Below are 21,328 nucleotides of genomic sequence, written 5' to 3' on the forward strand. Positions count from 1 at the left end.
TTAGTATGATTCCTTCTCGCTGGGAAAATCCTTGCGCTTCACATCGTCGATGTAACGCCCCACAGCGCCTTTTATGTCTTCGTAAAGATTCAGGTAGCGGCGCAGAAAACGCGGCTGAAATTCATACGTAAGCCCCACCATGTCGTGATACACAAGCACCTGCCCGTCAACACCGCCGCCGGCACCAATGCCAATTACCGGAATGGCTAATTCATCAGCCACACGTTTAGCCAGCGAGGCAGGCACTTTCTCCAGCACAATAGCAAAGCATCCTGCTTTTTCAAGCGCGTGTGCATCTTCAATCAAACGCTGTGCTTCTTCCTCCTCTTTCGCCCGCACCGTGTAAGTGCCGAATTTATAGATCGACTGCGGCGTGAGGCCAAGATGCCCCATAACCGGAATACCTGCGGTAAGAATGCGAGAAATGGATTCAACCACCTCGCGGCCGCCTTCCAGCTTTACCGCATGTGCACCCGATTCCTTCATAATACGAATGGAGGAATTCAACGCCTCTTTCGAGTTGCCCTGATACGAACCAAAAGGCAAATCAACCACCACCAGCGCACGGTTCACGGCACGGATTACCGATGAAGCATGATAAATCATCTGATCAAGGGTAATGGGGAGCGTGGTTTCATGCCCGGCCATTACATTCGATGCCGAATCGCCAACAAGTATTACATCAATACCGGCAGCATCCACAATTAATGCTGAGGTATAATCGTAAGCCGTAAGCATGGCTATTTTTTCACCACTACGTTTCATCTCCTGAAGTACGTGCGTGGTTACTTTTTTTACTTCTTTTTTATGGACAGACATGGTGCTGTTGAATTGTGTTTACAGCAAAGGTAGAACGATTGAGTAATTCCACCAATATATTATTCTAAGCCTGTTTTATTAATTTGTACGAATCATTAGGAGTTATTGGTAGAGATTAATACAAATTAGTTCATCATCATGATGAAGGGTTATTGTCTGATATAAATTTGATACATCAATAAAACAATATCAATTATTAATAACTAAAAAAAGATTCAATGAAGAACATTCGTTTTATTATCGCAATTGTACTTGCAATCGGCCTTTTTAACTCCTGTACAAAGAATGAACTGATTAATCCCGCAGGTATTGCAAAAAATGACGGTCAAGGTGGAGCGGGGAATCAAAAAATAGTGCAGAATTGTGTTTATTCGCCACTTCAGCAAACTGCTCCTAATGAATGGTCGGGTACATTTCAAGGAGTTAATGTGAAATTCAGTGATTTGCATATCAGGAATGATGGTAAATTGTATGGACGTATGGTTTACGCTGAGAATGGAATAATTTTAGTAGGAGGCGACAGCTATAACCAGCGCGACTTCGGTGCAGAAATTACCGTGTGTGCTGTTTCTTCACCCACAATCGAAGTTAGTACCAGCACGGTGTTTGGCACTCAGATTCAGTCTTCTGCTTATATTAATTCAGTACTATCTGCATTGGGCATTTTTGAAATGCTGGGTATTGATGATCTTGTAATTACCCAGCTTGCTCAATTGGCTAATCCGCAGCAGACGGTGGTGAAAACTACCAATTACAGAAAAGTCACCTACACTACATGTGGAAGTTCCCGGTTACTCACGGGTAAGCTTGTGGCTCAAGGGGTGACTTACAATCTTCTAACTGGAGCATACACATTTACCGGAATGGGGATGGCTACTATGTGCTATACTGATCCAATGGTGAATTTTATTATTTGAAAGCAGCATACTCTTTTTGTAGCTGCGCAACCAGTCTGCATGTGAGAAAATTCAGGGCCGGCATCAGTGTCTGCCCTGAATTGATATGATATGTTGTGTAGTAAGTCTCGCAATAATAACTGTACGTGATCAATGGCCGGGTTGTACTTCAATTCAGACAGATGGTTGTTAATTTCTTTGTTAATTACCTGCTTTCATTCCAGCCAAGCAACCGCCCGCGCCCGGTTACTTTTGTTCGATATTTATGTGGTACGAACCTTTTTTGCAGTTTTCGGCCGGAATGGTGGTCTTTTGGGTGCTGGTGCTTGCGCTGGCCGTGCAGCTGTTTTATTTTCTGTTTTTCTTTCTGCGTCTTGCACGTTATAAAAATGCCGAAGGTGTAAACGAATTCCCTCCTGTTTCGGTTGTAATTTGTGCGCGGAATGAAGATGACAATCTGGTGGCTTTTCTGCCGTTGGTGCTGGCACAGGATTATCCTGAGTTTCAGGTAGTGGTGGTAAATGATTGTTCGTTTGATAATACCGAAGATATTCTCAAGGAGTTTTCTGAGCGGCATCCGCACCTGAAAGTGGTTACTATTAAGGAAGATGAGTATTACAGCCACGGCAAAAAAGTGGCGCTCATGATGGGTATTAAAGGTGCCCGATATGAGCACCTGTTGCTTACCGATGCCGATTGCCGCCCGGCCAGCGCCAACTGGCTGCGGAGCATGGCCGCACAGTTTACCACCGAAACAGAAATTGTACTCGGCTACGGCCCTTATGAAAAACGCAGCGGTATGCTTAACAAGCTCATCCGTTTCGACGCGTTTTTCATCGCCCTGCAATACCTCTCGTTTTCAATGGCCCGAATTACCTATATGGGTGTGGGCCGCAATCTGGCCTACCGCAAAGAACTTTTTTTCCGCCATAAAGGCTTTGCCTCCCACTACCATATTCAGTCGGGCGACGATGATTTGTTTGTGAATCAGGCTGCTACGCGACGCAATACACGCGTGGAAGTGCGGCCCGACAGTTTTACACTTTCGGTGCCCGAACGGACTTTCAAGGCCTGGTGGCGGCAAAAACGCAGGCACCTCACCACCGGTAAACGCTATAAATTCGGTCATAAACTGCTGCTAATAACCTATGTAGCCAGTCAGTGGCTGTTTTTCGGCACCTTTATTGCGGCACTCGTCCTGAATTTTCAGCCTTATGTCGTATTGGGCATCATGTTGCTGCGATTGCTGCTGCAAATGTTTATCTTTAAAAAAGCAATGGAGAAACTTGGCGAACACGACCTCCTCTTGCTGGTACCGTTCGTCGAAATTTTTCTCCTATTTTTTTACCCGGCACTTACATTTGCCGGCATATTCCAACGCAGGCGTAAATGGATGACGTAATTGAGAATGAAAATTTATCCGACAAGGCGTTACACGACTACCGCCTTGTAAGGAAGGCGCTGGATGAGTCTGATCAGCGGGCGTATGCCGAACTGATGGGACGCTACCGCGACTCTGTTTACTTCATGCTGCTTAAAATGGTAAACAGCAAGGACGATGCGGAAGATTTAACCGTAGAAGCCTTTGGCAAAGCCTTTAAGCGCCTCAGCCAGTACACGCCAAACTACGCGTTCAGTACCTGGCTGTTTCGTATTGCCACAAATAACTGCATCGACTTTATCCGCCGCAAACGCAAAAATACCTTCTCCATCGACCAGCCCATGAGCGACGATGAAGGCGGTGAACTTGTGCTCGATCTCCGCTCGGAAATGCTGGATCCGGAAGAGAATGTAATGAAGAAGCAGAAAATTGCCCTGCTGCGCGAACTGGTGGATAAAATGAAGCCGCGTTACCGCACACTCATCGAAATGCGCTACTTCCAGGAACTTTCCTACGAAGAAATTGCGCAGGAACTCGATCTCCCGCTGGGCACCGTAAAAGCACAACTCTTCCGCGCCCGCGAATTCCTTTACAACGTGCTCAAAAATACGCAGGGCAAGATTTAACCGCCGTGAACGGAACTACCGTAACCGATTTCTTTCCGCAGCTCAGCCCTGCTCAGGTGCAGCAGTTTGCCGCCCTGCCCGAATTATATGCCCGCTGGAATGCGCAGATCAACGTGATTTCGCGTAAAGACATGGACAATTTCTTCACGCACCACCTGCTGCATAGTTTATCCATTGCCCGCTTCATTCGTTTCAATGCAGGTACGCAGGTGCTTGATATTGGCACCGGCGGCGGCTTTCCGGGCATTCCCCTCGCCATTTTTTTCCCCGAAGTACAGTTTCATCTGGTCGATTCGATCGGGAAAAAAATTAAGGTGGTGAACGAAGTGGCTGCTGAGCTTGGATTGCAAAACGTAAAAGCACAGCAAACCCGCGCCGAAGAACTCAAAACCGAATACGATTTTGTGGTGTCGCGAGCCGTGGCGCCCTGGCCCGATATTCACCGCTGGTCGGCCAAACTCATTTCGCGCAAAGGCCGCAATGCCCTGCCCAACGGCTGGCTCCTGCTTAAAGGCGGCGACCTGAAAGAAGAACTTGCCTCAGCCGCCAAACGCCTCGATGAGTTTGCACTCAGCGACTGGTTCTCCGATCCGTTTTTCGAAACCAAGAAGCTGATTTATATTCCGGCGTAGGCCCGCATGCAGATCAGTTCTAACAGCTACTTTTGGGGCATCTTTTTCAGGATCATTCCCTGATAGTAAATGCCTTCGTCGGTTAGAAAAAAGGTTTGACCGGCATTCCTGCCAACGCCTCCCGCAATAGCTTCCGTATCGTTTACCGGCTCAAGTACATTATTGCCCTTACTGCCATTGATATCTTCAATTGTAATCATCAGGAAGCCATCCCGGATGAAAAGCTTGTAGGATTTAAACAGGCTGTTTTTAAGGCTGTCGTTGGTTTGTACATAATCGCCGCAGGCCTGTTTCCATTTTTCAGGAATGGTGTAAGGTGCCAGACGTTTACCTATAATCATCGAGTCGCGGACCTGTGAATACGCAAATACATAATCCTGTCCGTTGATGCGTTTAAAGCCTAAATACTGGTTGGGAATATTTATCGGAATCAATCCGAAAATACGTGCCTGAGGAATAAATGAGCTGTCGTTTTGAGCAATGAAATGTACCGTAGCCATGGGTTGTTTGGTCTTGAGCCTGCTACCCTTGCTTTGCAGTTTAAATAAATCACCGCCAAGTACATAATATCCTTGTTTTGATGCCGTACTTACATTGGCAGGTTGCGTCTTTATTTTTGTATCGGGCTTTTTGAGTCCGGTTTTTAACTCAAGATATTTCGCGAGTATTTTGTCCGCTACAATTCTTACCAGCCCTCCTCCCTGCGAGGAATTGTCAAGTACGATCACGCCAATTTTATGTTTAGGCAGTGTAGCGAACTGGCTGTGATAAATAAACGTATCGCCGGCATGTTCGGCATTACCACCAGCATATTCCCACGAAGCCGAGTTGAGAAACCAGCATAAGCCAATGGAGAAGTTGAGGTCAAGTGATGCTCCCGTATTTTGTTTGGTTTGCATTTCCAGCAATGAAGCGGCAGAAATAATCTGATGCGAATTGTATTTACCGTTGTTAAATGTCATTTTCATGAAGTTGGCCAGATCAAGCACATTGCTGTAGAGCTGCCCGGCGGCTACGTCTCTGAAATGCGGCTCATCAAATTCCTTGCTGCCTTTGTAGCCTTTGGAAAAAAGTGGTTTGATCTGGTCATTCATTTTAAATGATGAATGCTTCATTTCGAGAGGCTCAAAAATATTCTTCTGTGTGTAGGCTGAAAAATCTTCCTTGCTCAGTCGTTCGGTGAGTACGCCCAGCAGCGAATAGCCCGCATTACTGTAAGAGAAAATCTGTCCGGGAGGTGCTGCGAGGTATTCTTTTTTCAGGTATCCGATAATGGCTGATGCTGGTTCGGGCTGCTTGCTCATAAAATTGTGCATGATATCAGAAGGCAGTCCTGAATGATGGGTAAGCAGTAAACGTGGAGTTACAGCCTGCGTACTGCTGAACCTGCTTTTTATGGAGAACTCCGGAATGTAGGTTTGAAGTGCGCTGTCTAAATGCAACTGATTACGTTCTTTCAGTTGCATAATGCTGGTTGCTGTAAATAATTTACTCACAGAGCCCACGCGGTAAACCGTTTCAGGCGTGGCTTTAATCTGGTTCTGCGCATCCGCATAACCAAAGCCTTCTGACCAGATTATTTCCTGATTATCCACCAGCGCAATGCTTAGCCCTGTGGCCTTACCTTTCATTTCCTTCCGGATAAATTCTGTGAGATCCTGCTTCAGGACTGTAAGTTTATCCGGTTGCTCGTCGGTAAATAACGAAGTCTGTGCAATAAAAAGGAAGAGTGCTGTTAGAGAGAAATTTTTCATAGGCAAGAGCCAAATTACTGGCAAAACAACATGCTCTCAAAATATAAGTGATATCAGGCTAAATTAATTGATGAGAGGTGTTTGTCATTTTTAACGAAATTCAGCAGCACAAATTTTACCTTTCCCCGATTAAAAAAGCAAAATATACTGGTAATGACAAGTAATCAGGAAGTTGCATTGAACGGAAATATCTCCTTATGCTTTAAAAAGTAAAGCCTGCGCGGGGATGATTTATGAGATTATCTTCGGCTGCAAGGAATGCTTTCCGTGCTTAAATTGTTTTTAGCTGTGACTTTTTTGCCATTCCGGTAATATGATTGGCAAAATGGTTCGCATGGAAGTTGTAGTACAAATGAACGAAGCCGGTACACACCATCAGACAAAAGCGCAGATTGATGCGGAAATGGAACAGGTGCATGCTGCTCAGCAGGATCCACGCTGTTTTGAGCCGCTCTATCATGCCTATTACAAACGCATTGTTACGTATGTGCATCACCGGGTCGATGATCAGGAAACGGCGTTTGATATTACGGCACAGGTGTTTTACGTGGCGCTTAACCGGCTTCCGAAGTTCAGGGCACAGGGTGTGCCGTTCGGCGCGTGGCTTTTCAGTATCGCATACACTGAACTGCAGCAGTGGTATCGGAAAAAGAAACGCGCACAAATTGTACACATTGATGCCGACGGCTTCTGTGAACTCCGCGAAAATGTGCAAAGCCACACCACAGCCGACGACGACAACGCCCTTTATCAGGCACTCGAAAAGCTGAGCAGCGGGGAGATGGAAATCATCAACCTCCGCTTCTTCGAAAAACGCTCCTTTGCCGAAATCTGTGAAATAACCGGCCTCGGCGAAAGTGCCTGCAAAATGCGTGTCTATCGCACCATCGAAAAACTCAAAAAACATTTCAAACAAAGCTGATTCCTCATGGCACGTTTCCAGTTCAACAATAAAAAAGAACCCCTTTCCGATCAGGAAATCAACAGCCGCATGAACTTCGATCAGTTCCTTGCTGCACGCCCCGCGCCGGTTAACCCTCGTGTAAAAATCTGGAAAGCTGCCGGTATTACCACAGTGGCTGCAGCTGTTGCAGTAGTAAGCTATTTTATTGCTGCCGATTCACCCGGCGCTGAAAAAAAACAGTACATCCCGGCATTCATTCACCCTCCGCTGCCTGAAGTAAACACAGCTCCGTTTACATTCTCGGTAAATACTGCAAAAGATACGCAGGTTGTATCGGCCCGGGGTTCCGAAATAAATGTGCCACGTAATGCGTTTGTGTTTGCAAACGGAACACCGGTAAATGGTAATGTGGAATTGCATTACCGCGAATTTCACGATCAGATTGAAATTATGATGAGCGGTATTCCCATGCAATACGATTCGGCGGGTAAGCAATGGTTGCTTGAATCGGCAGGTATGTTTGAAATAACAGCCACGCAAAACGGCACGCCATTGCAACTTGCGCCCGGTCGTGAAATCAATGTCCGCCTGATTTCAAACCGCACCGATAATGATTACAATATTTATTATCTCGATACGGTTAAACGCAACTGGCAATACATTTCCGATAATACCCGCGAAAGCGGCACCTGTTCCGAACCGCTCTATTTCATAAACGAAAAAGAAGAGGAAAAATACAACACATTGCTTGCTGCGCCTGCTCCGGTACAACCGGTTCAGCCTTTCCGTGCCACGCCCGGAGCTACTACATTCAGCATTGATTATGTGCGGGGCGAATTTCCGGAGCTGGAAGCCTACGACGGACTGAAGTTTGAACCGTTAGCCGGTGATGAAAATTTTGATGAAAAAATGGCGCAACAAACCTGGGAAAATATTGAAGTGGAACACACCGGAACGCCCGGAATCTATTCGGTGCAACTCAGCGCAGGCCGCAGTTTGCATACGTTTGATGCACGTGTTGTTACTGATGCCGGCAACTACGAACAGGCCATCAGCGAATTCAACCGGCGCGATAAAATTTACCGCGAAAAAATGAAGCTGCGCACCAGCCAACTCAATGCCCTCCGTGATTCGATGTACAACCTCAACGAAGCACTCGTGTCAAACGTGCGCACCATAAATTACAACGATAAATTCAACGCTTTCGTAACCGGCGATTACAACAATATGCCCAAGAGCATGCTCGTCTATCGAACGGTAAGGGTTCAAACTCTGGGGATCTGGAATTGCGACAGACCCCGAAATTTCTTTGATGAGTTGTCGGATGCGGTCAGGGCTGGTTTAAATAAGGTGCTTTTTTCTGCCGTATTTGTGAATGCAGTGAAAAAGAAACTGAATCTCAAAGTGGCTTTCCTTGTAAGAAATGAAATCAATACAGTGTGCCCGGTAAGTGCCGATAAATTTGAAAATTCATTCCCGTTCATGGCCGGTGAAATTGATATGGTAATTGGAGTTACAGACGATAATAAAATCTGTTACAGCAAGGGAGCCGATTTGCAACGGGCACAACTTCCCGGAAACAAACTGGAGTTTGTGATGCAGGAACCCGCAAAGCCCGTGAGTACAGTAGATGAGTTGAAAGCACTATTGAAAAAATAAACGTATGCGCTACCTGTTGTTGATCGTATGGCTGTGTATCAGCATGTTTTGCCGGGCCCAAACGGGTGCCGGCAAAACGCTTGTGATAAAAGTGCGCGCACCTAAAGCATCCTGCTCGGTGTTTACGGATGGCGATTTTTTCTGGCTGGAAAAAAGTAATGTGATTCGTGTGGTCACAAGAGGTTTTTCTGAGCCGGTACAGGTGGTGGTTACCGGCGGACGCATTATTGCGAATGATGGCGAACGCTACACGCTTTTTTTTACGCAGCGGAATGATGCAGTTGTTGCAGTGTATAAGCAAGGAGTGTCAAGGCGCGAACTTCTTTATACACGTAAGTTTGAAGTGCGCGGCCCCACGCTTTGGTTCTGTGGCATTAAAACCGATTCGTCATCGTATGCGCTTAAACTTCGTGGCGATAATCTTTATGCATGGTCTGATTATTACAAACAACCCCTGCGCGTAAGTTCGTTTGATATGGTGTTTATGCAGGATACCACCAACAAACGGGCAAAGAAAGATAAGCCTGAGTATTTTCATTCAGATACCTGCATGCTTACCAAAGCAATGACAGATAAAGTGCTGGGTTATCAGCCAAACTACAACTTCATTTACTTCCACAACATTGTGTGTGTGGTGCCCGATGGTACAAAGCGTATCCTCGATCCGATACGTTTGCATGCGGTGAAAGACAGTATTGATGTGAATACGCGAAAAATGCGCTACGCCGTTTACACCAAAACCGATTAACGCCGTCGTTTAGCTTTCACTAGTGGTGAACTCGCCGCTGAACTGCATTTTGCTCAGGTGTTTGTAAATGCCGTTTTCAATGGCCATGAGTTCGTCGTGCGTACCTGTTTCGGCCACCACGCCTTTATCAATGACCACAATTTTGTGTGCATTGCGGATGGTGCTCAGACGGTGGGCAATGACAAACGAGGTGCGGCCGATCATGAGTTTGTCGATGGCTTCCTGCACCACGCGTTCGCTTTCCGAGTCGAGTGAGCTGGTGGCTTCGTCGAGGATGAGGATGCGCGGGTTTTTGAGCACGGCGCGGGCAATGGCAATGCGCTGACGCTGTCCGCCCGAAAGCTGAATACCGCGGTCGCCCACTTTGGTGTTGAAGCCTTCGGGAAAGCTTTCGATAAAGGTGAGCGCATTGGCCTTGCGGGCGGCTTCGGTTATTTCTTCGTCGCTGGCATCGGGGCGGCCGTAGGCAATGTTTTCACGAATGGTGCCGGCAAACAGCAGCACATCCTGCGGCACAATAGCCATGTTTTCGCGGAGTGCGGTAAGGTCGTATTCGGCCGAAGATTTGCCGTCAATAATCAGTTCGCCGGAATCGGGCGTGTAAAAACGCAGCAGCAATTGTGCAATGGTTGATTTGCCCGAGCCGCTGCTGCCTACAATGGCAATGGTTTGTCCGGGCTCGGCAGTAAAGTTTACGCCCTTGAGCACCGGGAAATCGGGGCGGGTGGGGTAGGCAAAATGAATATTGCTCAACTGCACCGCCCCGTTGAGTTTAAGCTGTCCGCGTTTGCGGCCGGGCGTATCGTTTACCGGCTCGTTTTCCGAGTCGATGATTTCAAAAATACGTTCCGATGCGCCCACCGCACGCTGCACCTGGGCAAACTGCTCGGGCAAGCCGCTTATGCTGGCCGCCACAAACAGGGTGTACATCATAAAGGCAAGCAGATCGCCGGCCGAAATTTCCTGCTGCACCGCCAGCCGCACACCATACCACACCAGCAGCATGATGGCGCCAAACAGCACGAAAATGATAAACGAGAAAAACAGGCCCCGGAAACGGGCGTAGTTAATGGCCTGGGTAATGATCGAGTCGGTGCTGCGGTGGTAGCGGCCGGCCTCATAGGCCTCATTGGTAAATGATTTTACGTTGGCAATGCCCGTAAGACTTTCGCCCACAATTACATTCGACTCGGCAATACGATCCTGCAAATTGCGCGAGTAAGTGCGTATTCGGCGGGCAAACACCACGGCAATAATGGCCACAGGCGGAATAATGGCCAGCATCACCAGCGACATTTTCCACGAGTAGAGGCAGATCATGATAATGCCGCCGGTAACAACAATGGTTTGCCGGAGCAGTTCGGCCAGGCCGGTAGCCAGCGTATCGCCAATCTGGGTAATATCGGCGCTGATGCGGCTGTTGAGCTCGGCAGCCTGTTTGGCCGAGAAGTAGGCCATGGGCATTTTCAGCAGTTTGCCGAAAGTATTGCGGCGCAAATTGGCCAGCAGGTTTTCAGTGGCCTGGGCAAACAGCACCACCCGGAAATACGAGGCCACCGCCTGCAGGGCAAACAGAATAAGCAGCTGAAGCCCCACACCGTTTGCGGCTTTCAGCAGCTGGTCGGCCTGGGTTTGGGTAAGAAAGGTGTCTTTCAGCTTTTCGGCCGAGTCAAGCGCCGCCTTCGTGTCTTCTGAACCGCTGATCAGTCCCATCAGCTCGCCCAGCATGCCCGGAAACACAATTGCCGTGGCACCGGTGGCCGCCAGAAAAACAAGACCTATATAAAAGTGTATCTTCTTTTCGCCAAAATAGCCAAACAGCCTCTGCGCCTTGCGCACCGCATCGCGGTTGAGCCTGGCTTTAGGCATTTCGTCTTCGTCTTTACTCGCTAATCGTCCGCGTCGTGAGGCCATAACTTGTTTTTTTCCGGGTGCAAAGGTAGCCGCCCTGATGGTTTCCGGCACAGAAACTGTCGCACAACTCCCCCGAATTATTGTATTTTCGTCCTCCTCAAGCTATTTTTTCCACAAAAAGAAAAAAAATGCGCCGGGATTTGGTCATGTACCAAAAACAATTACCTTTGCAGTCCGATTTAAAGAGAATACGAACATGAAACGCACGTTCCAACCTTCAAACCGCAAGCGTCGAAACAAACATGGTTTCCGTGAGCGCATGTCAACCGCTAATGGCCGCCGTGTCCTTGCTGCACGTCGCTCACGCGGTCGTAAGAAACTCTCCGTTTCTGACGAAAAGCGTCACAAAGGCTAGTCGTTTCTGACCACGATAGTTAAGGCTGTTTCTTTTGAAGCAGCCTTTTTCGTTTTGGTGTCGTTGGTTAATGTTTTTACTTGTACTGGAGATTGTTTACCGATTCCTCAAATTCATTTTCAATAAAATCCCTCTGTGGATAATCGTCCCGGTAAATAAACCCGACATAACAATTTTCTTCATCAAGATCCAACTGTTTGATTAAGTGGTTGTAACAAAACTGCTCCGGTGGATGCTGCTCACAATATTTAAACCAGCGGCAGAATAATCTGAAGCGGTTTTCTGCCCGCCCGTCGGCATTGCTGCATATGTAGTAAAGTATTTTGTTGTTTTGACTAAACCAGTTCCTGATAATGTACGATATGGTGGAATAAACTTTCGCATCATGTGCGGGAAGCTCGGTACGGGAAATTTCAGCAAATGAAATAGTATATAAATCATTGCTGTTTGAAATTTCATTTATCAGATAATCGGATGTATGAGTAATAGATACTTTATAATATAATGATTGAGATGTGGCGAAATAATACGAATCCCCGTCGCGGATATAATCGTAATGCATAAACGGGGGAATTAAGCTTTGGAAGAAAGCGCAAGTTTGATCCTTTCGAAAGAATCTTTATCATAAGCAAACAAACGCTCCTTTTCCTCAATTGCTTTGCGGATTTTTTGCTGCAATTCAGGATTGGTAATTTTAACGCGTTGTAGATTAAGACTTTTCATTTGTCTTTAGTTTACTATACATCACAAATTTACATCAAGAAATACCTGTTCTTACACGATAGATTAACATATTTTCTAAGTTTTTGATTATGAGTATATTAAATCGGGAGCAGGTTCGCTTTACGGCTTACTGCAAGTTTTGCGGCTGTTGCGGCATTCCAGTTCCCCATTGCCCGTATCCGCTGCGGTTTACGCGTTCGGCCAGCTCGTCTTCAAACGTCACCATTTTTTTGAGTACCGTGCTCAGCACGGCGAGCGCAGCAAGATAAAATACAGCCGCTATTCCGTTAATAATCAATGATGTTTGCATGGATTCCTGCATCATTTGCTGCGTATCGAAGGTTTGAAAACGACGGATTTGCCCCATTTGGTCAAAAGTGCGGTTCATCGCAATAACGGCGCCCACTATAGCCACAGCCACGCCGCCCATCCATATACCCCACCAGAGATTTACCGGTTTTTGCGGTTCGTGGGCATACTGCTCACCGTCGGCACGCATGGCACGCTGGGTTTTGTTCCAGATTTCGGCAATCATCTGAAACGGGCGTACGAAGTTGAGAAACGGAACAAACCAGCCGCCAATGGTCCAGCCCAGCGCATAATCGGGCAGGGCAGGGTTTATGCGTTGCAGGTTTTCATAGGCCCGGTACATCCAGATCAGAAACAGAATGGGAAACACCAGTCCGGCCAGCCCGGTAACAAGACTGATGATTCCAGAGGTTAGAACCATGCCCAGATTATCGCGCACCGACATGGGGTCGGTAGCGATGCGGCTCATTGTGGAAGTCATGATCCATTGCAGGGGCAGATTGATGATGTAGGCGGCAAACAACATCCAGAGTGTAATGCGCAGGTAGCGGTGCAGTTTCTGGTTTGGGTGAAGTTTGATGTAGTACATGGCTATGCGGGTGTTTCTGTTTTGGGAGTGGATGTGAGGTGTGGATATACCAATTTTTCAAGCCTAAAATATTGAAATAGGGTGATAATGCCTCCTGTAAAGCCCAAAATGGCTGCAAGCACCTGTGTCATGTAAACAATTACACTCATCTCCACGCGATAATTTTCGTAAACCCGGATCATGATAAAGCCAAACAACTGAAGGGTTACAAAAAATGAAAAGCCAATTTGCCAGAGCATAATCGGATATGCTCTGGCGTTGTAATTCATACCGTATGGGAGTTTGGAAATGAGCAACTGACGGCAGATTCTAAATTGCCGGAACGGGAAAAATAAGTTGAACAGCGGTATATACCAGCTTGCCGCAGCCAGTGAGGGGTTTATCCGCCTCTCGTCTTTAAAAGCGGTGGTTACATTCTTTGTGATGCGGAACATCCAGATGCCCACAAAAATGGCCGAAAGAAGCACCGAAAAAAACAAAAAAGCCACTACTGATGCTGTGATAGTCCGAAGAAAATTGGGGAGCTGCTGTTCGCTTTCCTGCACATATTGGCCAATAAAGTAACTGGATACAGCGATGAAAAGGGAGAAAAATAAACCCGCGCCCAGACACAGCATTAATGCAACAGTAATTGCTTTAGCCGGAGAAACAGGCTTTTTCTGCATGATAAAAACGGGTAGCTGAGGTTAGAAACAAAGCACAAAAATACACAAATCAGGTTACGTGGCGCAGCGATTCGGGGATTAATTCGCGATGTTAAAAAAATGTGTGAATCCCTCACCAGTTAAGGGAGGCAGGGGAGTTGAATTCGTCTATCTTCGCGTGATTTTTATACGGCTCACACCATGCCCAAAGACAACAGCATCAAATCCGTCCTCATTATCGGCAGCGGACCGATCATTATCGGCCAGGCCTGCGAATTCGATTATTCCGGTTCACAGGCAGCGCGCTCACTCAAGCAGGAAGGCATCGAGGTAACGCTTATTAACAGCAACCCGGCCACCATTATGACTGATAAAGTGACGGCTGATCACATTTACCTTTTACCGCTCACTTCCCAGTCGATTGTGAAAATTCTGGAAGAGCGTAAAATTGATGCTGTGCTGCCTACTATGGGCGGGCAGACTGCCCTCAACCTCGCCATGAAGTGCGATGAACTGGGCATCTGGAAAAAGTACAATGTGCGCATGATTGGTGTGGACATTGAAGCCATTAAAGTAACCGAAGACCGCGATCTTTTCCGCGAGCGTATGGAGAGCATCAACATTGGCATGGCTCCCTCGCGTATCGCCAAATCATTCCTCGAAGGCAAAGCCATTGCGCAGGAATTTGGTTTCCCGCTGGTAATCCGTCCTTCATTTACACTTGGCGGCAGCGGTGGTGCGGTGGTATATCAGAAAGAAGATTTTGATAAAGCTCTCAATCGCGGCCTGCAAACTTCGCCCATTCACGAAGTACTGATTGATAAAGCAGTGCTGGGCTGGAAAGAATTTGAGCTTGAACTGCTGCGCGATGCAAACGACAATGTGTGCATCATCTGCTCCATCGAAAACTTCGACCCGATGGGCGTACACACCGGCGACTCCATTACCGTTGCACCGGCCATGACGCTTTCTGATACCACCTTCCAGAAAATGCGCACCATGGCCATTAAAATGATGCGCTCCATCGGAAACTTTGCCGGAGGCTGTAACGTGCAGTTTGCAGTGAGCCCCGACAATGCCGAAGATATCATCGCCATCGAAATTAACCCGCGTGTGTCGCGCTCGTCGGCACTGGCTTCAAAAGCTACCGGCTATCCGATTGCGAAAATAGCTTCCAAGCTGGCCATCGGCTATCAGCTGGATGAGCTGGTGAATCAGATTACCATGAGCTCCTCGGCTTACTTCGAGCCTACGCTTGATTACGTTATTGTAAAAATTCCCCGCTGGAATTTCGACAAGTTCAAAGGCGCCAACCGCGAACTTGGTTTCCAGATGAAATCGGTAGGCGAGGTAATGGGCATTGGACGCAGCTTTCAGGAAGCCCTTCAGAAAGCCGCGCAAAGCCTCGAAATTAAACGCAACGGCCTCGGTGCCGACGGAAAAGAAATTACCAACCAGCAGGAACTGCTCAACGCACTTGAGCGCCCGTCGTGGAATCGTCTCTTTATGATTTACGATGCCATCAAGCTGGGTATTTCCGTAAAAACCATTCAGAAGCTTACCCGCATCGACATCTGGTTCCTCAACCAGATCGAAGAACTCATTGCGCTCGAACGCGAAATTGAAAAACATTCGCTCACCAGCATTCCCCGCGAACTGATGTGGGAAGCCAAGCAGAAAGGCTATGCCGACAGGCAGATTGCTCACCTGTTGCGCTGTCTCGAAAGCGATGTGTTCAAGAAACGCTACGAGGATATGAATATCCGCCGCGTATATAAACTCGTTGATACCTGCGCGGCCGAGTTTGAAGCGCAGACACCGTATTATTATTCCACTTTCGAAACCGAAAACGAGTCGGTGCGCTCTGATAAAAAGAAAGTGGTGGTGCTCGGCTCTGGGCCTAACCGTATTGGTCAGGGCATTGAGTTTGACTACTCCTGCGTACACGGCGTGCTTGCGGCAAAAGAATGCGGATACGAAACCATCATGATTAACTGTAATCCTGAAACGGTTTCTACCGACTTCAACGTGTCGGACAAACTCTATTTCGAGCCGGTGTTCTGGGAACACATCTATGAAATTATTCTGCACGAAAATCCGGAAGGTGTAATTGTGCAGCTTGGCGGACAAACAGCACTCAAGCTGGCTGAGAAACTTGAACGCTACGGCATCAAAATCATTGGCACCGACTACAAATCGCTTGATCTTGCCGAAGACCGAGGCAGCTTCTCCTCGCTCCTGCGCGATAACAATATTCCTTACCCGAAATTCGGTGTAATTGAAGATGCCGATCAGGCGCTTGAACTCAGCCGCGAACTTGGTTTCCCGCTGCTTGTGCGTCCGTCGTATGTACTGGGCGGACAGAGCATGAAAATTGTAATCAACGAGCAGGAACTTGAGCAGCACGTGGTAAAACTGCTCAACGATATTCCCGGCAACAAAGTGCTGCTCGATCACTTCCTCGAAAATGCAATTGAAGCAGAAGCTGATGCTATCTGCGATGGTGAAAATGTATATATCATCGGTATTATGGAACACATCGAGCCTGCGGGTATTCACTCCGGCGACTCGTATGCCGTACTGCCGCCGTTCGATCTTTCAGAAAAGGTGATGAAGCAGATTGAAGAACACACCCGCACCATTGCACTTGCGCTGAACACGGTAGGGCTGCTCAATATTCAGTTTGCAGTGAAAAACGAAATCGTATATGTGATTGAAGCCAACCCGCGCGCCTCACGTACCGTGCCGTTTATCGCAAAAGCCTATGATGAGCCGTATGTGAATTATGCTACCAAACTCATGCTCGGCGCGAAGAAAGTAACCGACTTTACCTTCAATCCGCGCAAGAAAGGCTATGCAATAAAAATTCCGGTGTTCTCTTACGAGAAATTCCCCGATGTGCAGAAAGAACTTGGGCCTGAAATGAAATCAACCGGTGAAGCCATTTACTTCATTGATAATTTGCAGGATGAGTTCTTCCATCAGATCTACTCCGAACGAAATCTTTACCTGAGTAAATAACTTTAGAGGCGCTAAGTCACCAACAAAAACACCCCGGCCAAAATCAGGCCGGGGTGTTTTGATTTCAAATTCTAATTGCCTCTCAGGCAACGCATCGCCCGTCATCAAATCATTGTTTCTGCGGGCGAAAAAAGTTCGTGACCTACTTCCACCTGTCCGTTTTCTTCGATGTGCAGTGCAAGCAGATCGCCGGTGCGGGAGCAGGAGAGATATTGATTTGGATCGAGATCAGCTGTAACTACACCATTCTTAAACGACCATTCAATTGCATCTTCAATTGCGTTTGCCGCTTTTGTTTCGCCCAGTTTGCGAAGCAGCATGGCTGCAGAAAGTATGGCCGCCACCGGATTGGCAATATCTTTTCCGGCGGCTTCGGGATAAGAGCCGTGAACGGGTTCGTAAAGCGATGTATGTTCACCTTCCGAAGCCGATGGTAAAATGCCCAGTGAACCGGCCAGCATGGACGCTTCATCGGAAAGTATATCGCCAAACATGTTTTCCGTGAGCATCACATCGAAGTGCGAAGGATTACGAATCAGTTGCATGGCGGCATTGTCCACATACATGAATTCCAGTTTCACTTCGGGATAATTGGCGGCTTCGGCCTTTACTACTTCGCGCCAGAGTTGTGAGGTGTCGAGCACATTGGCTTTATCAACCAGCGTAAGTTTTTTTCTGCGACGCAGCGCAAGCTCAAATGCTTTTCGTGCAATACGGCTTATTTCGTGTCGGCTGTACTGGCAGGTGTCGAAAGCCGTTTCGCCATCGTTGCCGCGTTTGCCGTAGTATAGTCCGCCGGTTAGTTCGCGCAGTATTATCATATCCACACCTTCGAGCACTTCCGGCCGGAAGGGGGTGAGAGAAGCCAGCGCCGGATTTGTTTTTACCGGCCGGATATTGGCAAACAGTTCCAGCATTTTCCGCAGTTCAAGCAAGCCCTGTTCCGGCCGCACGGCGGTTTGCGCAAAGTCGGGATGGCCTACAGCGCCAAGTAAAATCGCATCGGCATTGAAGCAAAGCGATTTTGTGTGTTCCGGCAACGGCTCACCGTATGCACGAATGGCTGCCGCGCCAATTATCCCTTCCGCAAATTCAATCGTAAAATCAAACCGGCGTGCAGCAGCATGCAAACATTTTACGGCCTGGGCAATAACTTCGGGACCAATGCCGTCGCCGGGCAAAAGTGTGATCTGGTAGTTTTTCATAAGCTGTAATTGAAACGGTGCTCCTTTTCAAACGCGGCAATTACTGACCGGTGAGCAATGAGAAAATCGGTTTCCTGAAATCCATCCAGTAAACATTGCCGGTGATAGCTGTCGATAGTAAACGATTCAGTCAGCTCAGCCGATTCAATTTTTATGGTTTGTTGCAGCAGATCAACGGTAATGCCGGGCGCGGGTGTTTGCCTGATTTTTTCAAGAAATGAATTGGTCACGGTAACTGGTAAAATTCCGTTTTGCAAAGCATTGTTTTTGAAAATATCGGCAAACGATTCGGCAATGATAACCCTGAAACCTGCGTCGCGAATGGCCCATACGGCATGTTCGCGACTGGATCCACAGCCGAAATTTTTACCCGCTGCCAGAATCTGTTCAGTACCTTTTGCTTTATTCAGCGGAAAATTTGCTATTTCATTTCCCTGTGCATCATAGCGCAGATCGTGAAAAAGTGCATCGGCAAAACCGGTTGATGAAGTACGTTTCAGAAAGCGCGAAGGGATGATCTGATCTGTATCTACATCATCAGCTGTGAGAATTACCGGCAGCGATGTAAGTGTGGTGAATTTTTTCATACGTGTGCAGGCATTTTTCTCACATCGGTAATACATCCGTGAATTGCCGCCGCTGCCGCCATTGCGGGAGAGGCGAGAATGGTGCGGGCTCCGGGGCCTTGCCGGCCTTCAAAATTTCGGTTGCCGGTTGAAACGCAGTAGCTTCCGGCCGGAATTTTATCTTCGTTCATACCAAGGCAGGCCGAGCAGCCGGGTTCGCGAAATTCAAATCCAGCCTGCCTGAATATTTCGGCAAGACCTTCTTCCACGGCTTGCTGTTCCACAAGTTTTGAACCCGGCACCACCCAGGCCGTTACGCCCGGTGCAATTTTCCGTCCGCGAACAATACGGGCCGCCTCTCTTAAATCGCTGATGCGGCCATTGGTGCAGCTTCCGATAAACACATAATCAATTTTTTTTCCGTCGAGCTTTTCACCAGCCCGGAATTGCATGTACGAAAGCGCCTGTTCAATATCGCTGCCAGCCGGGATTTGTTCGTGAATACCTGTTGCCTGTGCCGGACTGGTACCGTAAGTAACCATTGGCTGAATAAGTTCGGCCTGAAAATAATACGTGGTATCAAACACGGCCTGCTCATCAGTATATAATGTTTCCCAATACGCTGCGGCTTTTTCTAATGCTTCGTCCTTGAGCGAATACAGCCGGTTTTTCATGTAGGCGAATGTAGTTTCATCGGGCGCCATCATACCACCACGTGCACCCATTTCAATACTCATGTTGCAAACGGTCATACGCTCTTCCATGTTCATCTTCGTAAAAACATCGCCTGTATATTCCACGAAATGCTCTTTTCCGCCGTTGGCACCAAGTTGTGCAATAATGTAAAGAATCACATCTTTTGCCGAAACACCTGGTTGCAAAACGCCATTTACCTCTATTCGCATGCGTTTGGGCTTTCGCATCAGCAGGCATTGCGAAAGCATTACCTGTTCTACCTGCGAGGTGCCAATACCAAAGGCCACCGCGCCAAATGCGCCGTGCGTGGATGTATGACTGTCGCCGCACACAATGGTCATTCCCGGGCGTGTAATGCCAAGCTCAGGTCCGATTACATGCACAATACCCTGATGCGGATGCGCAAGATTGAAGCAGGGGATGCCGTGAGCCGCACAGTTCTTTTCAAGCAAAGCCAGCTGTTCTGCCGATTGCGGATCCTTTACCGGTAAATGACGGTTTTGTGTGGGTACATTATGATCGGCAGTGGCGGTAATACGTTCGGGGAACAGGATCGGTAAACCTCTTGCCTCCAGGTTATGAAATGCCTGCGGACTGGTTACTTCATGAATGAAATGACGATCGATAAAAAGCAAATCGAAACCATTTTCGAGATGAGTTACCACATGCCGGTTCCAGATTTTATCAAAAAGAGTATCAGCAGACATACACAGCGGCGAGGTTTAGTAAATCATTATCGTTTATTTCCTTTTTCTGATCGGCCAGCGCAATGAAGCGTTGGTAAAACTCATTCAGTATTTCGCCTTCAAGCACAATGCCCAGTTTTTCGGCACGATAGCGCAGGGCGGCTCTTCCGCTGCGTGCGGTAAGCACAATGGAATTGGTGAGAACACCTACTTCTTCCGGCGAAATAATTTCGTAGGTTTCACGGTGTTTGATCACACCATCCTGATGAATACCTGATGAATGCACAAATGCGTTGGCTCCAACAATGGCTTTGTTGGCCTGCACAGGCATATTCATCTTCTCAGAAATAAGATTACTCACCGCATTGAGTTTGCTGGTTACAATATTTGTGCAAAGCGGAATGTGTTTATGCTGGTGAAGTATCATTACAATTTCTTCAAGCGATGCATTGCCTGCACGTTCGCCAATTCCGTTTATGGTACATTCTACCTGTCGTGCTCCGTGAAGAATACCGGCCAGTGAGTTTGCAGTAGCAAGACCGAGGTCATTGTGGCAGTGTGTGGATAGAATGGCCTTGTCGATGTTGGGCACATGATGCTTGAGAAAGCTGATTTTCTGGCCGTATTGTTCGGGCAAACAATAACCGGTTGTGTCAGGAATATTTACTACCGTAGCCCCTGCATGAATTACAGCTTCCACCACACGGGCAAGAAATTCATTGTCGGTACGCCCGGCATCTTCCGCATAAAACTCTACATCATCCGTAAATTTCCGGGCATATTTTACAGCGGCAACTGCACGGCTGATAATATTTTCGGGCGTGTCGTTGAGCTTGTAGCGAATATGGTATTCGGAAGTACCAATGCCCGTGTGTATGCGTCCGCGTTCAGCATTACGAATTGCTTCAGCGGCAAGATCAATATCACTGAATACGGCTCTTGTGAGTGCGCAGATGACAGGTTTGCGCACATTGGCTGCAATTTCCTGTACAGCCCTCAAATCGCCGGGGCTTGAGGCCGGAAAACCGGCTTCAATAATATCTACGCCCAGCGCTTCAAGTTGTAGCGCAATTTCGACTTTCTCCCCCGCATTCAGTTTACAACCCGGAGATTGTTCGCCGTCGCGGAGTGTGGTATCGAAAATTTGTACATATTCGTTTTTCATACTTTTGAAGTCCATTTCAGCCACAAAGAAAAATTC

At 47.6% G+C, this 21,328-nt stretch carries 20 protein-coding genes; 9 read left to right on the forward strand and 11 right to left on the reverse strand.

Annotation, left to right across the window (positions count from 1 at the left end; translation table 11 throughout):
- The gene (gene panB / locus IM638_15465; GenBank protein ID MCA6364435.1) at positions 1-819 is read right to left on the reverse strand and encodes a 3-methyl-2-oxobutanoate hydroxymethyltransferase; all 819 of its coding nucleotides are present in this window, start codon (positions 817-819) and stop codon (positions 1-3) included.
- A gap of 218 nt (positions 820-1,037) precedes the next feature.
- Between panB and IM638_15470 the strand changes: the two genes are divergently transcribed.
- The 4 genes from IM638_15470 (at position 1,038) to rsmG (ending at position 4,354) form a co-directional block, all read left to right on the forward strand.
- Positions 1,038-1,736, forward strand: a complete 699-nt coding sequence (locus IM638_15470) for a hypothetical protein (protein ID MCA6364436.1) — start codon at positions 1,038-1,040, stop codon at positions 1,734-1,736.
- 280 nt (positions 1,737-2,016) lie between these two features.
- The gene (locus tag IM638_15475) at positions 2,017-3,117 is read left to right on the forward strand and encodes a glycosyltransferase (GenBank protein ID MCA6364437.1); all 1,101 of its coding nucleotides are present in this window, start codon (positions 2,017-2,019) and stop codon (positions 3,115-3,117) included.
- Entirely contained in the window at positions 3,105-3,722 is a 618-nt protein-coding gene (locus tag IM638_15480) for a sigma-70 family RNA polymerase sigma factor (GenBank protein ID MCA6364438.1), read from the forward strand. Before IM638_15475 ends, IM638_15480 begins: the two co-directional genes overlap by 13 nt.
- A 5-nt stretch (positions 3,723-3,727) precedes the next feature.
- Positions 3,728-4,354, forward strand: a complete 627-nt coding sequence (gene rsmG / locus IM638_15485; protein MCA6364439.1) for a 16S rRNA (guanine(527)-N(7))-methyltransferase RsmG — start codon at positions 3,728-3,730, stop codon at positions 4,352-4,354.
- A 26-nt stretch (positions 4,355-4,380) separates the two neighbouring features.
- Here rsmG and IM638_15490 read toward each other — a convergent pair whose 3' ends face one another.
- The gene (locus tag IM638_15490; protein ID MCA6364440.1) at positions 4,381-6,108 is read right to left on the reverse strand and encodes a beta-lactamase family protein; all 1,728 of its coding nucleotides are present in this window, start codon (positions 6,106-6,108) and stop codon (positions 4,381-4,383) included.
- Between the two features lie 334 nt (positions 6,109-6,442).
- Between IM638_15490 and IM638_15495 the strand changes: the two genes are divergently transcribed.
- The 3 genes from IM638_15495 to IM638_15505 are packed head-to-tail and all read left to right on the forward strand — an operon-like array spanning position 6,443 to position 9,419.
- The gene (locus tag IM638_15495) at positions 6,443-7,030 is read left to right on the forward strand and encodes a sigma-70 family RNA polymerase sigma factor (GenBank protein ID MCA6364441.1); all 588 of its coding nucleotides are present in this window, start codon (positions 6,443-6,445) and stop codon (positions 7,028-7,030) included.
- 6 nt (positions 7,031-7,036) lie between these two features.
- Positions 7,037-8,671, forward strand: coding sequence for a hypothetical protein (locus IM638_15500; GenBank protein ID MCA6364442.1), 1,635 nt, complete (start codon positions 7,037-7,039; stop codon positions 8,669-8,671).
- A 4-nt stretch (positions 8,672-8,675) separates the two neighbouring features.
- Positions 8,676-9,419, forward strand: a complete 744-nt coding sequence (locus IM638_15505) for a hypothetical protein (GenBank protein ID MCA6364443.1) — start codon at positions 8,676-8,678, stop codon at positions 9,417-9,419.
- A gap of 9 nt (positions 9,420-9,428) precedes the next feature.
- On the opposite strand, the gene IM638_15510 is transcribed toward IM638_15505, so the two are convergent.
- A complete protein-coding gene (locus IM638_15510) occupies positions 9,429-11,333 on the reverse strand; it encodes an ATP-binding cassette domain-containing protein (protein MCA6364444.1) in 1,905 nt (634 codons plus the stop codon).
- A gap of 196 nt (positions 11,334-11,529) precedes the next feature.
- On the opposite strand from IM638_15510, the gene rpmH reads away from it, so the two are divergent.
- Positions 11,530-11,688: a 50S ribosomal protein L34 gene (rpmH, locus tag IM638_15515; protein MCA6364445.1), complete on the forward strand. Its 159-nt coding sequence runs from the start codon at positions 11,530-11,532 to the stop codon at positions 11,686-11,688.
- 76 nt (positions 11,689-11,764) lie between these two features.
- Here the strand turns inward: rpmH and IM638_15520 are convergent, their stop codons facing one another.
- The 4 genes from IM638_15520 to IM638_15535 form a co-directional block, all read right to left on the reverse strand.
- On the reverse strand, positions 11,765-12,250 hold the full coding sequence (locus tag IM638_15520; GenBank protein MCA6364446.1) for a hypothetical protein: 486 nt from the start codon (positions 12,248-12,250) through the stop codon (positions 11,765-11,767).
- Between the two features lie 11 nt (positions 12,251-12,261).
- Complete coding sequence (locus tag IM638_15525; protein ID MCA6364447.1) at positions 12,262-12,411, reverse strand: hypothetical protein; 150 nt, start codon at positions 12,409-12,411, stop codon at positions 12,262-12,264.
- A gap of 127 nt (positions 12,412-12,538) precedes the next feature.
- On the reverse strand, positions 12,539-13,309 hold the full coding sequence (locus IM638_15530) for a DUF4328 domain-containing protein (GenBank protein ID MCA6364448.1): 771 nt from the start codon (positions 13,307-13,309) through the stop codon (positions 12,539-12,541).
- 2 nt (positions 13,310-13,311) lie between these two features.
- Positions 13,312-13,974, reverse strand: coding sequence for a DUF4328 domain-containing protein (locus IM638_15535; GenBank protein ID MCA6364449.1), 663 nt, complete (start codon positions 13,972-13,974; stop codon positions 13,312-13,314).
- Between the two features lie 180 nt (positions 13,975-14,154).
- On the opposite strand from IM638_15535, the gene carB reads away from it, so the two are divergent.
- Complete coding sequence (gene carB, locus IM638_15540) at positions 14,155-16,974, forward strand: carbamoyl-phosphate synthase large subunit (protein MCA6364450.1); 2,820 nt, start codon at positions 14,155-14,157, stop codon at positions 16,972-16,974.
- A 104-nt stretch (positions 16,975-17,078) separates the two neighbouring features.
- Here carB and leuB read toward each other — a convergent pair whose 3' ends face one another.
- From leuB to IM638_15560, 4 genes are read right to left on the reverse strand one after another with little or no spacing between them, the layout of a single operon-like run.
- Positions 17,079-18,179 carry a 3-isopropylmalate dehydrogenase gene (gene leuB, locus IM638_15545; GenBank protein ID MCA6364451.1) on the reverse strand — a complete coding sequence of 367 codons (1,101 nt, stop codon included), beginning with the start codon at positions 18,177-18,179 and terminating at the stop codon, positions 17,079-17,081.
- Positions 18,176-18,766 carry a 3-isopropylmalate dehydratase small subunit gene (gene leuD, locus IM638_15550; protein MCA6364452.1) on the reverse strand — a complete coding sequence of 197 codons (591 nt, stop codon included), beginning with the start codon at positions 18,764-18,766 and terminating at the stop codon, positions 18,176-18,178. The genes leuB and leuD overlap by 4 nt, the downstream gene beginning before the upstream one ends.
- Positions 18,763-20,148, reverse strand: a complete 1,386-nt coding sequence (leuC, locus tag IM638_15555) for a 3-isopropylmalate dehydratase large subunit (GenBank protein ID MCA6364453.1) — start codon at positions 20,146-20,148, stop codon at positions 18,763-18,765. Before leuC ends, leuD begins: the two co-directional genes overlap by 4 nt.
- Positions 20,138-21,292, reverse strand: coding sequence for a 2-isopropylmalate synthase (locus IM638_15560; GenBank protein ID MCA6364454.1), 1,155 nt, complete (start codon positions 21,290-21,292; stop codon positions 20,138-20,140). Before IM638_15560 ends, leuC begins: the two co-directional genes overlap by 11 nt.
- Positions 21,293-21,328 lie beyond the last annotated feature (36 nt).

Source organism: Bacteroidota bacterium (assembly GCA_020402865.1).
Lineage (GTDB): Bacteria > Bacteroidota > Bacteroidia > Palsa-965 > Palsa-965.

What these genes read in the sequence shown, in the direction of transcription:
- panB (MCA6364435.1), bottom strand. Translation starts at nt 819, where the DNA reads ATGTCTGTCCATAAAAAAGAAGTAAAAAAAGTAACCACGCACGTACTT.
- IM638_15470 (MCA6364436.1), top strand. Translation starts at nt 1,038, where the DNA reads ATGAAGAACATTCGTTTTATTATCGCAATTGTACTTGCAATCGGCCTT.
- IM638_15475 (MCA6364437.1), top strand. Translation starts at nt 2,017, where the DNA reads ATGGTGGTCTTTTGGGTGCTGGTGCTTGCGCTGGCCGTGCAGCTGTTT.
- IM638_15480 (MCA6364438.1), top strand. Translation starts at nt 3,105, where the DNA reads ATGGATGACGTAATTGAGAATGAAAATTTATCCGACAAGGCGTTACAC.
- IM638_15490 (MCA6364440.1), bottom strand. Translation starts at nt 6,108, where the DNA reads ATGAAAAATTTCTCTCTAACAGCACTCTTCCTTTTTATTGCACAGACT.
- IM638_15495 (MCA6364441.1), top strand. Translation starts at nt 6,443, where the DNA reads ATGGAAGTTGTAGTACAAATGAACGAAGCCGGTACACACCATCAGACA.
- IM638_15500 (MCA6364442.1), top strand. Translation starts at nt 7,037, where the DNA reads ATGGCACGTTTCCAGTTCAACAATAAAAAAGAACCCCTTTCCGATCAG.
- IM638_15505 (MCA6364443.1), top strand. Translation starts at nt 8,676, where the DNA reads ATGCGCTACCTGTTGTTGATCGTATGGCTGTGTATCAGCATGTTTTGC.
- IM638_15510 (MCA6364444.1), bottom strand. Translation starts at nt 11,333, where the DNA reads ATGGCCTCACGACGCGGACGATTAGCGAGTAAAGACGAAGACGAAATG.
- rpmH (MCA6364445.1), top strand. Translation starts at nt 11,530, where the DNA reads ATGAAACGCACGTTCCAACCTTCAAACCGCAAGCGTCGAAACAAACAT.
- IM638_15520 (MCA6364446.1), bottom strand. Translation starts at nt 12,250, where the DNA reads ATGCATTACGATTATATCCGCGACGGGGATTCGTATTATTTCGCCACA.
- IM638_15525 (MCA6364447.1), bottom strand. Translation starts at nt 12,411, where the DNA reads ATGAAAAGTCTTAATCTACAACGCGTTAAAATTACCAATCCTGAATTG.
- IM638_15530 (MCA6364448.1), bottom strand. Translation starts at nt 13,309, where the DNA reads ATGTACTACATCAAACTTCACCCAAACCAGAAACTGCACCGCTACCTG.
- IM638_15535 (MCA6364449.1), bottom strand. Translation starts at nt 13,974, where the DNA reads ATGCAGAAAAAGCCTGTTTCTCCGGCTAAAGCAATTACTGTTGCATTA.
- carB (MCA6364450.1), top strand. Translation starts at nt 14,155, where the DNA reads ATGCCCAAAGACAACAGCATCAAATCCGTCCTCATTATCGGCAGCGGA.
- leuB (MCA6364451.1), bottom strand. Translation starts at nt 18,179, where the DNA reads ATGAAAAACTACCAGATCACACTTTTGCCCGGCGACGGCATTGGTCCC.
- leuD (MCA6364452.1), bottom strand. Translation starts at nt 18,766, where the DNA reads ATGAAAAAATTCACCACACTTACATCGCTGCCGGTAATTCTCACAGCT.
- leuC (MCA6364453.1), bottom strand. Translation starts at nt 20,148, where the DNA reads ATGTCTGCTGATACTCTTTTTGATAAAATCTGGAACCGGCATGTGGTA.
- IM638_15560 (MCA6364454.1), bottom strand. Translation starts at nt 21,292, where the DNA reads ATGAAAAACGAATATGTACAAATTTTCGATACCACACTCCGCGACGGC.